Here is a 15,438-nt window from a genome sequence, read left to right on the forward strand (position 1 = left end):
CGCGGGCCGCCGCCGCGGCTGCGGCTGCGCGGGAGGCGGAGCGGCCTGCCGGGGCTGGGCGGGCGCGGCGGGGCGGGGGGACGGCGGCGAGGCGTGCCCCAGCCCGGCGAACAGCGGCAGCGGGGTGCGCGGGACGCCGCGCAGCGCCCTGGCCAGGTCGGCGGGGGACGCGAGCGGCTCGGCCGCGCCGATGCCGAGGCAGCGGCAGACGATCGCGTCGACCGCGTGCGAGATGCCGGCCTGCACCTGGCGGGGCGCGTGCGGGACCCCGTCGGACGCGGGCGCGGCGGGCAGGTCGGAGGCGTCCTCGTCGCCGGGCCAGTGCGCGGTGAGCGCCGCGTACAGCATCCGGCCGAGGCCGCGGACGTCCTCGGCGGCGGGGTCGTCGGCCTGCCGGTCGTTCAGCACGGCGTCGGTGGCGATGCCGAGGATCTTGACGGTGCCGCCGGTCGTCCAGACGAGGTCGCGGGGGGTGAGGCAGAGGTGCGACAGCCCGGCGGAGTGCGCGGCGGCGATCGCCTCGGCCGCCTCGTACAGCAGCGTCGCGGCGCGGCCCGGCTCCAGCGGGGCCTTGGCGAGCATGCCCTCGAGGGTCTCGCCGGCCACCCATTCGCTGACGACGTAGGCGCTTTCGCCGGAGTCGTCGGCGTCGAACACCTGGGTGCAGCGGGGGTCGGTCAGCCTGCTGGCGGACCGGGCGGAGGTGACGGCCTCGGCGATCCGGGGGAACTCGGGATCGAAGGTGCGGACGGCGACCGCCCGCGCGAGGATCTCGTCGATGGCCTTCCAGAGCGACGATCCGCCGGAATCGCTGATGCGCTCTTCGAGGCGGTAGCGGCCGGCGAGACGCGTACCGGGCTCGATGACTGACGTGCTCACGGCAACGTCCTGCACAGGTGGTCAGATCCCATGTTCGTGGCGTGGCAGCTTACGCCTCCGACCCTCCTCTTTGCGTTCCCCAGGGTGTCGCCCCGCAAGCCGTAGTCCCCCACATGGTAGTGCTTACTCGCGTGAGTGGCCGCCTTATCGCCGCGCGTCCTTTTTACTTTGCGATGCGAGCGGCGTCACGGTGAGCCGGGCGGGCCGGTGATCAGCGGCCGGGCAGCCGCCGCGCGAACGTGGCGATCGCCGTCTGGATCTCCTCCACCCGCATCAGCTTGGCGAAGACCACGTACAGCAGCCCGCCGCCCGCCGAGCCGACGACCAGGGTGACCAGCGCGGGGAGCAGCGTGGAGGTGTCCCCGGCGGCGTCCGCGACGGTGTGCGCGGCGTAGGCGAACCCGATCAGCGGCCAGACCGCGACGAGGAGCTTCAGGTGGCCGCCGACGATGCGCCGGCCGTCGATCCCGCCGAGCTTGCGGCGCAGCACGAGCCAGCAGGCGAGGGTGCCGACCAGGTTGGTGATCGCGAACCCGCCGGCGATGCCGACCACGATCCACTTGACGCCGAGGACGTTGTAGGCGGTGAACGCCATCGCGATGTTGGACATGGTGACGACGACGCCGATCAGCGCGGGCGTCCTCGTGTCGCCGTGGGAGTAGAAGACGCGCAGCATGAGCTGGTAGATCGAGAACGGCACGAGCGCGATCGCGAACATCTGCATGACCCGCGCGATGACCAGCGCGTCGTCGTGGGAGGTGTTGCCGTGCGCGAACAGCACGGTGGTGATCTCCGGGCCGAGCACGAGCATCAGGGCCGCCGCGGGCATGATGATCACCGAGGAGAGCCGCAGCCCGCTGGAGAACGCGGCGCGCACGTCCGCGGTCTTGCCCTCGGCGGCGAACCGGCTCATCCGCGGCAGCAGCGCGGTGATCACCGAGACGCCGACGATCGCGTAGGGCAGCTGGAAGAGCTGGTAGGCGTTGAAGTACGGGGTGTAGCCGTAGCCCTCGCCGAGGCCCTCGTCGACGGCGCGGTTCCCGGCGGCGTTGGCGAGCGCGGTGACGACGGCGAGCGCGGTCTGGGTGGCGACGACGTACAGCAGCGTCCAGCCGGCCATCCGGCCGACCTCGCCGATCTCGCCGCGCTTGAAGTCCAGCCGGGGCCGCCAGCGGAACCCGACGCGGCGCAGCGACGGCCACAGCGCCACCGTCTGCAGGACGATGCCGCCGGTGGTGCCGACGGACAGCAGCATGAGCTGGGCGTCGGTGATGCTGGACGGGTCGACGCGGCCCGTGGTGATCGCGAGGAACGCGCCGCCGACGGCGATCACCACGATGTTGTTCAGCACCGGCGCCCACATCGGCGCGCCGAAGCTGCCGCGCGTGTTCAGGATCGCGCCGGCGAACGCGCCGACGCCGTAGAAGAACAGCTGCGGCAGGAAGAACTGCGCGAACAGGATGGCGACCTTGCGCTGGTCACCGGTGTAGCTGCCCGCGAGGACGTCGATGAACAGCGGCGCGCACAGCACCGCGACGACGGTGAGGACGCCGAGGCCGATCACCGCGAGGGTGAACACGCGCTGCTCGTACTGCTCGCCGTAGGTCCGGTCGCGCTGCTTCGCCCGCACCAGCAGCGGGACGACGACACTGGTCAGGATGCCGCCGAGCAGCAGGTCGTAGATCTGGTTGGGGATCGTGTTGGCGGTGTTGTAGGCGTTGGCGAGCAGGCCGGTGCCGAGCGCCGCGACGATGACCGCGGTGCGCAGGAAGCCGGTGACGCGGGACGCGAGGGTGCCCACCGCCATGATCGCGCCGGAGCGGAGGATGCCGCCGGAGCCCTTGCCGCCCTCGCCGTCGCCGGGCGCGGGGGCGGGGACGTCGACGACCGTCTCGGCGACGGGCGCGCCGCCTCCGGGCACGGGTCCGCCGGGGACGGGGATGTCAATCGCCGTCTCGGCGGCGGTGTTCGCCGCGCCGCGCGGCCTGCCCGTCGGCGGCGGACTCGGGTATCCCGCCGGGTTCGGGGCGGTCGGCGGCGGCCCCTGGGGCGGAGGCGCCTGCGGTCTCCGGGGCGGCGGGCCCTGCGGAGGCGGACCCTGCGGGCCCTGCGGACCCTGCGGGGGCGGCGGGGGCGGCGGGGACGGCGGGGGCGGACCCTGGCGCGGCGGGCCCGGCGGGGGCCCCTGCGGGGGCCGGCCCGGCGGCGGAGGCCCCTGCGGAGGCGGGCCCGGCGGGTATCCCCGGCCCTGCGGGTCGCCCTGCCCCGGGTACCCCTGGGAACTCGGCGGCGGGTATCCCTGCCCCTGGGAACCCGGGGCCGGGGAGCCCGCTCCCCTGTCCCCCTGCTCCCGCCGATTCCATTCCGGTCGACCCGTCACCGGCTGCCTCCGCTTTCCGGCGGCGCCTCGCTCTGATGGCCCGCACTCCGACGCCCACGAAGAGTACGGCAAGTCCGCCGCCGGTGATGAGGAGTGCGAGACGCCCGTAGCCGGTCACGGTCACGGTGATCGACTCGCCGTCCCCGTACGTCCGGCCGCCCGAGCCGGGGATCTGCAGCTGGAGCTGGACGTGGAAGTTGCCGTTGCCGGCCGCCTGCGCGGGGATCCAGCGCTGCGCCCGCTCCCCGGGCCGCAGCTCGATGATCGCGTCCTCCGGCTCCAGCCCGCCGAGCCGCAGCTTCGCGCTGTTCTCGGACGTGGCGACGAGCCGGACCTTGACCGACTGGCCGGGCAGCATGTTCTCCACGAGCACCGGCAGCCGGCCGGAGCTGCCGCCCATCAGCACGCGTTTGCTCTTGGTGGTGACGATGCGGACGAGGTGCATGTCCCCGGTCAGCTCGTCCTCCAGCTGCTTGCGGGCCGCCCTGGCCCGGCGCGGCGACGTCCGCCACGCCGCCGACTCCATGCGCAGCACCGCCCGCTCGTAGGAGATCTTCGCCGGGCCGGTCATCACCGCCTGGAACGCCCTGGCCTGCCGGGAGATCGCCTGCACCTGGGCGAGGTGCGCGTCGCCGAGCTCGTACTGCTGGTAGTCGTCGGAGTAGCCGTTGAAGACGCGGCCCTGCGGCGCGGCCGACTCGATCTTGCCGAGCGGCACCTCGCGCAGCCAGCCCGCGCCCTTGGTGTACTTCAGCAGGTTCTTCGCGACCCCGTCGGCGGGGTTCCAGTGCCGGTCCGGGGCGAGGACGACGGTGCGCGGCCGGTTCGGCGCCTCCGCGGCGATCATCGCCGTCTCGGCCAGGAACCGCTGCTCGGTGAGCAGCCCGCCGGACGCCGACCGCGACCCCTCGCTGACGATCTGGTTGAGCTTCTCGTCGTACAGCAGCGTCTTCTTGTCGCCGTGATGCGTCGGGAGCGTCGTCGTCGCGTTCGGCAGCGCGCCGGTCGCCGGGTTCTGGAACTGCGAGCTGCTCATCAGGAACGCGCCGCCGTCCTTCAGCGCGTGCTGGGCGAGCTGGTCGACCGTGCCGGGCCCGGCGGCGCCGGACGGCGGCCAGGCGACGTGCGCGTCGGCGGCGCGTCCGAGGACCCGCGTCGCGACGCCGGTGTTGCGCTCGTCGAACGCGACGCCGATGTCGCGGGGCGTCTTGCGGCGGACGAGCGCCACGACGTCGGGGTCGGCGTAGGGGAGGGTGAAGTACGGGTCCTTCTTCGAGGCGTCGCGCAGCTTGGTCAGCCAGGCCGCCGCGGCCTCGCTCTTCTTCTTCCGGACGCTCTTCTTGTCGCCGGGGCCCCGGACCGTGTAGTCGCCGGACGCCATGCGCTGCACGTCGTCCAGCAGCGCGGGGTCGATCCCCCAGGTGATGGGCGTGTCGGTCGCGGACGCCGCGTCGACCAGCCGGCTGAGCCGCCCGCCGGGCGCGACGGACGCGGCGAGGTCGTCGTCGAGGAACGTCCGGTCGTTGGTGCGGTGCATCCGGTCGGCCAGCGGCCAGACCCAGCCGACGGCGACCGGCTTGAAGTGCCGTTCCTTCGGCATGAACGTGAGGAACGTGGTGACGCCGCCGACGACCTGCCGCGCCGAGTTCAGCACCTCGACGCCGACCGGGTAGACGCCGGGCGTGCCGGGCGGGGCGCGCAGCCCCAGCTTCTCGACCGTGGTGCGGAACGTCCAGCTCTGCTTCACGCCGGGCGCGGACGCCCCCGGGATCTGCTTCTCCTCGCCGACGTTCGGCAGCGCGTTCGGCGGGCCGGCGGCGAGCTGGTCGAGCTGGCTGCGGCTGTTGACGGGCTGCGCGCTGTAGCGCAGCCGCAGGTGGAGGCCGGGAAGCTGGTGGCCGGTGCGGTTCATGGCGAGCCCCGAGATCTCGATCCGCGACTTGGGGCCGGCGCTCTTGGGATCCACCCGGGTGAGCGCCATGGCGACCTGCGCCTTCGCCTGAGCCTGCGCGGACGCGGGCACCGAGCCGGGGGCGCGCCGCGCGAGGGCGGGCGGCGCCAGCGTCGTGGGCGCCGCCATCGCCATGCAGGGCAGCAGAGCGGCCAGCGCCACCGCGCGTTTGACCGTCCTCACGCCTTACCGGCCGCCTCGGGACGGCGGGCGAACATTTCCCGCACCACGGCGTCGATGGTAGTCCGTCGCACCCCTTGCGAGTGCCCGAGCGCCGGGGCGGGGGACGCGGTGCGCGGTCAGGCGCGGGAGCGGCTGCCCTCCGGGGTGCCGGCGGGGGCCGGGACGGGCGGCGGGGGCACGGGGTCGACGGGCTTGGCGTGGCACAGCGCGTACAGGGACCCGCCCCTGATCCCGAGGGCGGTGGACGCCTCCCCGGTCGCGGTGTAGACGACGTCGTCGCCGTGCAGGCCGTCCGCCAGGCGGTGGTCGATCAGCAGCGGCATCGTGTCGGGCAGCAGCAGCGGGCAGACGAGGCCCGCCGCGTACTCGGTGGCGGCGTTCACGACGTCCGGGTGCGCCGGGCGGACGGTGCGGGCGCCGACGGTGCGCCGGACCGCCTCCATCGCCGGCCGCTCGCCCGCCGGGACGATCACGCCGGTCAGGAAGCGGCGGCCGCGCCGGGCGTCGTCGCAGGAGTAGACGCGCGTCACCAGGCACCGTTCCGCCGGGAGTCCGAGCGCCTTCGGGAGTTCGTCGGCGTGGGCCATCGCGACGGGCAGCCGCACGATCTCGTGCACGGTCTCCCATTCGAGCAGTGCGCGGTGGATGGCGAGAGCGTCCTTCATGTCAGGCTCCATCCCGCGGGGGTCTCCCCGCTCACCCCCGGAACTGGTTTCGCTGTGTCCCCGTGTTTCGCACTCTGCGCGGGATATCTCCACATACCCGGAACGAGTGGCCTAACTCGTGTCATACGTCACGTAAACCCTCACGATGCGCCTCAGCCGCACGTGCGGCGGACCGGGGCCCTCTGGATCCCGCTACCGTTGTCGTGCGGGAGGCTCACCGGCGGTCGCGCTGGCGTCATCGGGGTGTCCAGAACGTAACCCGGAGATCGCGCCATGTGAAGGGGCCCGTCCGGCTCCGGCCCCGCAAAGGCTCCCGGGCGGGGGCCCGCGATCATCGGAAAGTCCTTTGTCAGCCCGTCAATCAAGGAAATACGCTCGATGGCCGTGCCCAACCAGAACGTGACCCCGGAGTCCTCGCAGCGCACCGCGATCGCCGAGCTGCTGCGCGGGATCGCCCCCGTCGCCGACGAACTCGGCGCCCTGTTCGCGGCGGCCGGTCACGAGCTGGCGCTGGTCGGCGGACCCGTCCGGGACGCGCTGCTGCGGCGCCCCACCAAGGACGTCGACCTGACCACCGACGCGCGGCCCGAGCAGACCCTGGAGATCGTCCGCGACTGGGCGGACGCGCACTGGACGATCGGGATCGAGTTCGGCACCGTCGGCCTCCGCAAGGACGGCGTCGAGCTGGAGATCACCACCTACCGCAGCGAGTCGTACGATCCGAAGTCCCGCAAGCCCGACGTCTCCTACGGGACGTCCCTCGTCGAGGACCTCCGCCGCCGCGACTTCGCGGTGAACGCGATGGCCGCGCGGCTGCCCGGCCACGAGTTCGTCGACCCGTTCGGCGGCCTCACCGACCTGCGGCGCAAGGTCCTGCGGACCCCCGGCAAGCCCGAGGACTCCTTCGGCGACGACCCGCTGCGGATGCTGCGCGCCGCGCGGTTCGCCTCGCAGCTCGGCTTCACCGTCGCGCCCGACGTCGTCCGCGCGATGAAGGACATGGCGCCCCGCATCGAGATCGTCTCCGCCGAGCGGGTCCGGGACGAGCTGTCCAAGCTGATCTGCGGCATGTACCCGCGACAGGGCCTGGCGCTGCTCGTGGAGACGGGCCTCGCCGGGCACGTCCTGCCGGAGCTGCCGAAGCTGCGGCTGGAGATCGACGAGCACCACCGGCACAAGGACGTCTACGAGCACTCGCTGATCGTCCTGGAGCAGGCCATCGCGCAGGAGGAAGAGGGGCCCGACCTCGTGCTGCGGCTCGCGGCGCTGCTGCACGACATCGGCAAGCCGAAGACGCGCCGGTTCGAGGACGGCGGGCGGGTGTCGTTCCACCACCACGAGGTCGTCGGCGCGAAGATGGCCCGCAAGCGGCTGACCGCGCTGCGCTACCCGAAGGACGTCGTCAACGACGTGTCCCGCCTCGTCGAGCTGCACCTGCGGTTCCACGGCTACGGCACCGGCGAGTGGACGGACTCGGCCGTCCGCCGGTACGTCCGCGACGCCGGCCCGCTGCTCTCCAGGCTGCACAAGCTGACCCGCGCCGACTGCACGACCCGCAACCGGCGCAAGGCCGAGCGGCTCCGCCGCACCTACGACGACCTGGAGCGGCGCATCGAGCGGCTGGCAGAGGAGGAGGAGCTCGCGGCGATCCGCCCGGAGATCGACGGCAACGAGATCCAGGAGATCCTCGGCATCAAGCCCGGCCCGCTCGTCGGCAGGGCCTACAAGTTCCTCCTGGACCTCCGCCTGGACCGCGGCCTGATCGGCAAGGACGCGGCCGCCGCCGAACTCCGCGCCTGGGCCGCCGCCGAAGGCATCCTCCCCACCCCCGCCGAAGACGAAGCCGGCGGAGGCCGGGCAGCCGCCAAGGACGCGGCGGCGGAGCCTGAGCCGTCCGGTGGCGAGGTCGGCGGAGGCGAGGCGTCCGACGAGGGTGCAGCCGCAGACCGCGACGCGGCTGGAAGCGAAGCAGCCGGAGGCAAGGCGGCCGGAGGCAAGGCGGCCGGTGGTGCGGCGGCCGGTGGCGGGGCCGGCGGGGTGGGCGCCGGGAGCGGTGAGGCGTGATTCCGCTTCAGTTGGGGCGGATGAGTCCCCGCGAGGCCGAGCGGATGCTCGCGTTCGACCGGGAGCACATCTGGCATCCGTACGCGCCGATGCCCGCCTCCGCGCCCGTGCTGCCGGTCGTGTCGGCGGACGGCGTGCGGCTGACGCTCGCGGACGGCACCGAGCTGATCGACGGGATGTCGTCGTGGTGGGCGGCCGTGCACGGCTACAACCACCCGAAGCTGAACGCGGCCGTCACCGGGCAGCTCGGGAAGATGGCGCACGTGATGTTCGGCGGGCTCACGCACCCGCCGGCCGTGCGGCTCGCGGAGCGCCTCGTCGAGATCACGCCGGAGCCGCTGACGAAGGTGTTCTTCGCCGACTCCGGGTCCGTGGCGGTCGAGGTCGCGATCAAGATGGCGCTGCAGTACTGGCGGTCGCGGGGGCGTCCCGAGCGGCACCGGCTGCTGACCGTCCGCGGCGGGTACCACGGCGACACGTTCGGCGGCATGGCGGTCTGCGACCCGGTGAACGGCATGCACCACCTGTTCACCGACGTCCTCGCGAAGCACGTGTTCGCGCCGCCGCCCCCGCTGGGGTACACCGCGGAGCCCGACGAGACCTACCTGGCCGAGCTGTCCCGGCTCGCCGCCGAGCACGCGGAGGAGCTGGCCGGGATCATCGTCGAGCCGGTCGTGCAGGGCGCCGGCGGCATGCGCTTCTACGCGCCCGAGTACCTGGCCGCGCTCCGCGACATCGCCGACGAGCACGGCCTGCTGCTGATCCTGGACGAGATCGCCACCGGGTTCGGCCGGACGGGCGAGCTGTGGGGCTGCGACCACGCCGAGATCGCGCCCGACATCATGTGCCTCGGCAAGGCGCTGACCGGCGGATACATGACGATGGCCGCCACCATGTGCACCGACCGCGTCGCCGAGGGCATCGCCTCGGGCGAGGCGGACGTACTGATGCACGGCCCCACCTACATGGCGAACCCGCTGGCCGCGGCCGTCGCGTCCGCCTCCATCGACCTGCTGCTGTCGCGCGACTGGCGGGACGAGGTCGACACCATCGAGGCGGTCCTCACCAGCGAACTGGACGGCGCCGCTGAGCTCCCCGGGGTGGCGGACGTCCGCGTCCTCGGCGCGATCGGCGTCATCGAGGCGCGCGAACCGGTGGACGTGGCGTCCGTGCAGGAGATCGCGATGGCGCACGGCGTCTGGCTGCGCCCCTTCGGCAAGCTGATCTACACGATGCCCCCGTACGTCTGCACGGAGGACGAGGTCCTCCACATCGCCGCCGCGCTGCACGCCGCCGCCGAGTCCCTCTGACCCCGGGCCGCTCGGTCAGCGGAGGGCGGGCGCGGGGTGGCGCAGGCGGGAGGCGGCCGTCCGGTAGGCGGCCGCGCCGGCGGCGTAGGCGGCGACGACCGCGAGGAGCGTCGGGGCGGCGCGGCCGTCGGAGGGGAGCCATGTCGCGGCGGCCGCCGCGGCGGCGGCGAATGTCGCGTTGAACAGCATGTCGTAGACGGCGAACACCCGCCCCCGGTAGGCGTCGTCGACGACCTCCTGGAGCGTCGTGTCGACGCACAGCTTCACGCCCTGCGACACGACGCCCAGCAGGAAGGCGCCGACCGCCCAGGGACGCTCCGCGAACGGCGTCCCGAAGAGGAGCAGGCCCAGCGCCGCCGCGGCGAGCAGCCACGCCGTCCACGCCTGCTTGCTGATCCGCCGCACCACCGCGGGGGTGATCAGCGCCGCCGCGAAGTAGCCGGCGCCGGACACCCCGAGCATCAGCGCGAACGTCTCCAGGCCGCGGTCGGGGTCGTCCGCGAAGTGGTTGCGGCACAGCAGCAGCGTCATGATCAGGACGACGCCGTACAGGAACCGGTGGAAGGAGATCGCGCCGAGCGCCAGCGCCGCCTGCGGCCGGTGCGCGAGATGGCGCGCCCCGTCCGCGAGGCCGGACACGACGCCGCCGAGCGTGTCGCGGACGCGGGACGTGTCCGGCGCGTCCGGCCCGAGCAGCCCCTTCGGCAGCGTCGTCGCGACCAGGCCCGCGAGCAGGTACAGCGCCGCCGCCGACACCAGGATCAGCGCCGTCCCCTCGTGCCCCGCGCCGAACAGCAGGCGCAGCAGGTAGCCGGCGCCGCCGCCGGCGAACGCGACGACCGTCCCGGACGTGACCGTGAACGCGTTCGCCGTCACCAGCTCGCCGCGCCGCACCACGTGGGGCAGCGCCGCCGACAGCGCCGCGAGGAAGAACCGGTTGACGCCCAGCACGACGAGGACGCCGAGGAAGAAGCCCGCGCCGTCCTGCCCGGCGGCCACGAGGCCCGCGACGAGCAGCACCAGCGCGGCGCGCAGCACCGGTGTCCACACGAGGATCTGCCGGCGCCGCCACCGGTCGATGAACACCCCGGCGAACGGGCCGAGCACCGAGTACGGCAGCAGCGTCACCGCGAACGCGGCGGCGGCCTTGCCCGCCGTCGCCTGCCGCTCCGGCGAGAAGAACACGTAGCCGGCCAGCGCGACCTGGAACACGCCGTCGCTGAGCTGGGAGGCGAGCCGCGTCCCGTACAGCCGCCGGAAATCCCGCCCGCGCAGAATCCCCCGCAACTGTCCCGTTTTCACGCGCTCACCATACGTGCTGTCAGCCGCCGCTCAGCCAGAGGCGCGTGTAGTCGTAGCCGGCGGTGGTCGGGAGGTAGAGGGCGCCGTGGACGCGGGACGAGTGGAAGAGCGTCTGGGCGCGGTCGAGGAGCGGGACGACGGCCGCGTCCTCCATGATCTTCTGGTCGGCCTGCTGCCAGTAGCCGGCGGCGTGCTCGGCGTCGGGGGCGGTGAGGGCCGCGTCGATCAGGGCGTTCACCTGCGGGTTGTCGTAGCCGCCGTAGTTGGTGGAGTTCTGGCCGTAGGTGCGGCCGTCGAACAGCGGCTGGATGATCGAGCGGCCGTTGTTGCCGTACCAGTCGGGCACCCAGCCGGGGGCGGCGATGTCCCAGTCGCCGGCCTCGGCGCGCGCGGGCGTGCCGAGGGTGCCGGCGTAGAAGGAGCCGCTGGAGTCGGCGATGAGCTCCGTCTCGACCCCGCAGGCGTCGAGGTTGTCCGCGATCGACTGGGCGATGAGCTTGTGGACGCTGTTCGTCCGGTAGGGGAACTTCAGCGTGAGCTTGCCGCTCCCGGCCTGGCTGAGCAGTTCGCGGCATTTGGCGGGGTCGCCCGTCTCGCCGGGCGTGGGGTAGTGGTCGAGGGGCGCGTAGCCGGAGTTGCCGGGCGGGATCACGGTGTGCAGCGGCCGCGCCACCGACGGCCCGCCGACGATCTTGATCAGCGCGCTGCGGTCGATCGCGTACTCCAGCGCCTGCCTGACCGCGCGCTCGCCGAGCGCGCCGCCGTTGTTCGGGCTGCGCGTGTTGAACACCAGGTACGGGCTGTTGTTCGGCGTCTCCCTGATCGCGAAGCGCGGGTCGTCGCGGAGCCGGGGGATCGCCGACGTCGGGACGGGCTGGTCCCAGGCGAGGTCGGCGGTGCCCTGCTCGATCTGCTGCTGGACGGCCTCCGGCGAGTCCTGCCCGAGGGTGATGCGGATCTCGGCGACGTGCCGCTCGCGCAGCGGGTCGGCGCCGGCCCGCCACGCCGGGTTGTGCGCGAGCACGTACGACATGCCGGGCCGGTACTCGGTGATCTGGTACGGCCCGTCCGAAATCGTGTGCTGCCGGAGTTCCGGGCCATCCGGAACGTAGGCGTCGTATTCCTTGGGCGCGGCGGCCGTGTACGGCAGCGTCAGCAGGTTGAGGAAGTCGCTGGCGGGACGCCGCAGCTTGAACACTAGCGTGCGGTCGTCCTCGGCCTGGACGCCCTCGAACCCGTGGTCGCGCTGGTAGGCGGCCATGGCCGCCGGGTCCTTGCCGTCGACGGCGGCGTAGCCGCGGCAGAACTCGTCCATGCCCTTGAGCGTGGAGATGAAGTACTGCTTGCCGGCGGACGGCGACGCCGGGTTGCACAGCCGCTCGAACCCCCGGACGAAGTCGTGCGCCGTCACCGGGCGGGGCGGCTTCGTGTTCCACTGGACGCCGTCGCGCAGCCGCACCGTGTACGTGCGGCGGTCCTTGCCGACGCCGCCGTTCTCGCGGGTCGGGATGCGCTCCGCCACGTCCGGCCGGACGGGCACCGTCTCCTGGAAGTCGTTGGACGCGCGCGTCCCGAACAGCGTCCTGGCGAACGTGCGGACGAGCCCGTACGCCCCGACGCTGGCCACCGACGCCGGGTCGAGGTGCTCGACGTCGGACGACCCGATGATCTGCAGCGTCCCCCCGTCGCGGCCCTGCCCCGCGGAGGCGTCGTCACCTCCCCCAGCGCATCCGGCGAGGCCGACCAGCAGCCCCGTCAGCCCCACCGTCACCTTGAACATCTCGCGTGCCGTCACGTTCTCACCTCGAAAACTCAGACCTGGGCGCGCAGTCACCGGCGGTGTCACAGTAGGGCCACAGAGTGACAAAGGGCCGGTACATCACCGTTTTCTCTCCAGAAGTAAGGACGCCCTGACAGCGGATGTCCACTGTCAGGGCGTCCTTTGGAGAGTTTGTGATCAGACTCTCAGCGAGCGTTCGGGCTCAGCGGTCGACCTCGCCGCGGATGAACTTCTCCACCGCGTCGTGCGCCTGGTCGTCGTTGTACTGCTCCGGCGGCGACTTCATGAAGTAGGAGGACGCCGACAGGATCGGGCCGCCGATGCCGCGGTCCTTGGCGATCTTCGCCGCGCGGACGGCGTCGATGATCACGCCGGCGGAGTTCGGGGAGTCCCAGACCTCCAGCTTGTACTCCAGGTTGAGCGGCGTGTCGCCGAACGACTTGCCCTCCAGCCGGACGTAGGCCCACTTGCGGTCGTCCAGCCACGGCACGTGGTCGGACGGGCCGATGTGCACGTCCGCCTTCGCCATCTCGTGCGGGATCTGCGAGGTGACCGACTGCGTCTTGGAGATCTTCTTCGACTGGAGGCGCTTGCGCTCCAGCATGTTCATGAAGTCCATGTTGCCGCCGAAGTTGAGCTGGTACGTGCGCAGCAGCTCGACCCCGCGGTCCTCGAACAGGCGGGCCATGACGCGGTGCGTGATGGTCGCGCCGACCTGCGACTTGATGTCGTCGCCGACGATCGGGACGCCCGCGTCGGTGAACTTCTGCGCCCACTCGGGGTCGCTGGCGATGAACACCGGCAGCGCGTTCACGAACGCGACCTTGGCGTCGATGGCGCACTGGGCGTAGAAGCGGTCGGCCTCCTCCGAGCCCACCGGCAGGTACGACACCAGGACGTCGACCTCGGCGTCCTTCAGCGTCTGCACCACGTCCACCGGCTCGGCGTCGGACTCCTCGACCATGTCCAGGTAGTACTCGCCCAGGCCGTCGAGGGTGTGGCCGCGCTGCACCGTCACGCCGAGCGGCGGGACGTCGGCGAACTTGATGGTGTTGTTCTCGCTGGCGTGGATGGCCTCGGACAGGTCCATCCCGACCTTCTTGGCGTCCACGTCGAACGCCGCGACGAACTCCACATCGCCCACGTGGTAATCGCCGAACTGGACGTGCATCAGGCCGGGGACCCTCGTGTCGGGGGCCGCGTCCTTGTAGAACTCGACACCTTGGACGAGTGAAGAGGCGCAGTTGCCCACACCCACGATGGCTACGCGCACCGAACCCATCCGGTTGCTCCTTCTCTCTTGCGGAACATGTGGTGTTTCACCCGCCCCCGAGGGCGCCGGGCCGCCGCTCAGCGGCCCTCGTCCCGAGGCATGTCCTGGTCAATTCGCTTAGCTGACTGTGCTTGCTGTTCCTGCTCGGCCCGCTCCCGCCCGATGAGCTCGTTGAGCCACCTGACCTCGCGTTCGACCGACTCCAGCCCGTGGTTCTGCAGCTCCAGGGTGTAGGAGTCGACCCGCTCGCGGGTCCGGGCGAGCGCGGCCCGGACGCCCTCCAGCCGCTCCTCCAGCCGGCTGCGCCGGCCTTCGAGGATCCGCAGCCGGACGTCGGCGCGGGTGTGCGAGAAGAAGGCGAAGTGCACGCCGAACCCCTCGTCCTCCCACGCCGCCGGGCCGGCCTCGGTGAGGAGCTGCTGGAGTCGCTCCTTGCCGTCGGCGGTGAGCTTGTAAACGATCTTCGACCGGCGGCTCTGCAGTGCCAGCGGCGTGTTCTCCTCGGCGGAGCGGTCCTCGATGATCATCCCGTCCGCGAGGAGCTGCTTCAGGCACGGGTAGAGGGACCCGTAGGAGAACGCCCGGAACATGCCCAGCAGCGCGTTGAGCCGCTTGCGCAGCTCGTAGCCGTGCATCGGGGCCTCGTGCAGCAGGCCGAGCACGGCGAGCTCCAGCACGCCCGCGCCCTTCCTGGCCGCCATCCCGGTTCCCTCTTCCGCAGAAGCCGATGTCTCGATCCGATGTATCGAGTCGATACATTCACTCGATACGTCGACAAGATACGTACGCGGTTCCGGTCTGGCAAGTGGGCCGTCCGGAACGTCCGGATCGAGCCCCGGCGGGCCGGGGAGCGTACTGGACGGCATGACCGCCGCCGCCCGTCCCGTCCCGCGTCCGGACGATCTTCGCTCGCGCGCAAAGGATCATCGCCGAGGTAGGACACCGAATACGGCGAATCCAGGGTGTATGTGGCCGAAGTGTGCCAAAGTTGCGCGTGGAACCACCCGGTCATGTCGAGCGTCCTCCATCCCGGGGAGCAGGGCCCCGGACGGCGGACGACGAAGGAGGAACCACCCGGCCGTTCTCATGGGCGGGACGCTGACCAGCCGGGACGGGCCTTCGACGTGCACACGCTCCCCCCGCTCACCAGCCCGCACAGTACTCTTCGGACGGCGCACGAGTCGCAACAAGGGCCGGAGGCCGCCTCTCGGCCCCTGGCAGCAACCGTTGTCCCCTGTTGATGAGGTCGCGTGAGTAATCCAAGCCAGCCCCGACCGGAACCCGGGTCGCAGCGGCCGGGCGGGCAGCAGACCCCCCGAGCCGGCGGCACCGGACGCCCGGATGCCTTCGGCGTGCCCGGGGAGCCACAGAACCCTGACGTCCAGGGGACATCGGACGCCGGTTTCATGGGCGGCCATGCCGCCCCGGGCGGCCCGAGCGGCCCCGGCGGCGCAGGAGGCCCGGGAAGCCCGGGAGGCGCGGCCCCGACCGCCCCGACTCCCGCGGTCCCGCCGGCGCCCCAGCCGCCCCGGGCCGGACGCCACGCCGCCCCCGAGCACGCCTCCCCGGGCGCGCCGCTCGGCCGGCCGGGCGCGTCGCCCGCGCCGAACGGCCCGATCCCGGCCGCCGGACAGGGCACGCCGGGCGGCCC

At 72.5% G+C, this 15,438-nt stretch carries 9 protein-coding genes and 1 pseudogene; 2 read left to right on the forward strand and 8 right to left on the reverse strand.

Translation table 11 applies throughout. The features are described 5' to 3' along the window. The 4 genes from ACIWVC_RS29745 to ACIWVC_RS29760 form a co-directional block, all read right to left on the reverse strand. A partial coding sequence (locus tag ACIWVC_RS29745; protein WP_396454852.1) for a protein kinase family protein occupies positions 1-879 on the reverse strand: 879 nt, incomplete at its 3' end. A gap of 211 nt (positions 880-1,090) precedes the next feature. Continuing rightward, a complete protein-coding gene (murJ, locus tag ACIWVC_RS29750) occupies positions 1,091-2,800 on the reverse strand; it encodes a murein biosynthesis integral membrane protein MurJ (protein WP_396451654.1) in 1,710 nt (569 codons plus the stop codon). A gap of 22 nt (positions 2,801-2,822) precedes the next feature. Then, entirely contained in the window at positions 2,823-5,393 is a 2,571-nt protein-coding gene (locus ACIWVC_RS29755; RefSeq protein ID WP_396451652.1) for a DUF6049 family protein, read from the reverse strand. Positions 5,394-5,509: 116 nt separating this feature from the next. Next, entirely contained in the window at positions 5,510-6,058 is a 549-nt protein-coding gene (locus ACIWVC_RS29760; protein ID WP_396451651.1) for an aminoacyl-tRNA deacylase, read from the reverse strand. 378 nt (positions 6,059-6,436) lie between these two features. On the opposite strand from ACIWVC_RS29760, the pseudogene ACIWVC_RS29765 reads away from it, so the two are divergent. Beyond that, a pseudogene (locus tag ACIWVC_RS29765) lies at positions 6,437-7,876 on the forward strand (CCA tRNA nucleotidyltransferase); the annotation flags it as partial. Between the two features lie 266 nt (positions 7,877-8,142). Beyond that, positions 8,143-9,432 carry an adenosylmethionine--8-amino-7-oxononanoate transaminase gene (bioA, locus tag ACIWVC_RS29770; RefSeq protein ID WP_396451649.1) on the forward strand — a complete coding sequence of 430 codons (1,290 nt, stop codon included), beginning with the start codon at positions 8,143-8,145 and terminating at the stop codon, positions 9,430-9,432. Between the two features lie 15 nt (positions 9,433-9,447). On the opposite strand, the gene ACIWVC_RS29775 is transcribed toward bioA, so the two are convergent. From ACIWVC_RS29775 to ACIWVC_RS29790, 4 genes are all read right to left on the reverse strand, one after another. Further along, a complete protein-coding gene (locus tag ACIWVC_RS29775; RefSeq protein ID WP_396451647.1) occupies positions 9,448-10,734 on the reverse strand; it encodes an MFS transporter in 1,287 nt (428 codons plus the stop codon). A gap of 19 nt (positions 10,735-10,753) precedes the next feature. Beyond that, positions 10,754-12,529: an ABC transporter substrate-binding protein gene (locus ACIWVC_RS29780; protein WP_396451645.1), complete on the reverse strand. Its 1,776-nt coding sequence runs from the start codon at positions 12,527-12,529 to the stop codon at positions 10,754-10,756. A gap of 187 nt (positions 12,530-12,716) precedes the next feature. Continuing rightward, positions 12,717-13,796, reverse strand: a complete 1,080-nt coding sequence (locus ACIWVC_RS29785; protein WP_396451643.1) for an inositol-3-phosphate synthase — start codon at positions 13,794-13,796, stop codon at positions 12,717-12,719. Positions 13,797-13,864: 68 nt separating this feature from the next. After that, positions 13,865-14,488, reverse strand: coding sequence for a helix-turn-helix transcriptional regulator (locus ACIWVC_RS29790; protein WP_396451641.1), 624 nt, complete (start codon positions 14,486-14,488; stop codon positions 13,865-13,867). Positions 14,489-15,438 lie beyond the last annotated feature (950 nt).

This window comes from Actinomadura sp., assembly GCF_044508335.1.
Classification (GTDB): Bacteria; Actinomycetota; Actinomycetes; order Streptosporangiales; family Streptosporangiaceae; genus Spirillospora.